The organism is Leifsonia sp. 2MCAF36 (genome assembly GCF_052115525.1).
GTDB lineage: Bacteria > Actinomycetota > Actinomycetes > Actinomycetales > Microbacteriaceae > Leifsonia.
The window spans coordinates 1-352 of the sequence record NZ_JBFRGV010000026.1; the positions used below are offsets into that span (position 1 = coordinate 1).

Below are 352 nucleotides of genomic sequence, written 5' to 3' on the forward strand. Positions count from 1 at the left end.
AGTCAGGGCTGCTTGGTCCATAGAGCGCCACCAGTGGACGATCCAGCGCCGCGGCGATATGCATCAGGCCGGAGTCGTTGCTGACCACGGCACGGCATTGCGCCAGCAGAATCACCGCCTGTTCCAGCTGAGTTTCACCTGCCAGATTACGGCAGTGGCCGCGAGCCTCTTCGGGCAGCGCCGCGATAATCTCTTCGCCGGTCGGGCGATCTTTGGCGGAGCCAAACAGCACGATCTGAAAGCCTTCAGCAATCAACTGGCGGGCCAGCGTGGCGTAGTGATAGTGCGGCCAGCGTTTGGCCGGACCAAATTCAGCGCCCGGACAAAACCCGATGACCGGACGGGTCGCGGC

The 352-nt window shown here is 63.1% G+C and carries 1 protein-coding gene; it reads right to left on the minus strand.

The window, feature by feature from the left end:
- Window positions 1-352, minus strand: a 352-nt coding sequence (gene waaF / locus AB4079_RS19430) for a lipopolysaccharide heptosyltransferase II (protein ID WP_441788974.1), incomplete at both ends; no start/stop codon positions are given.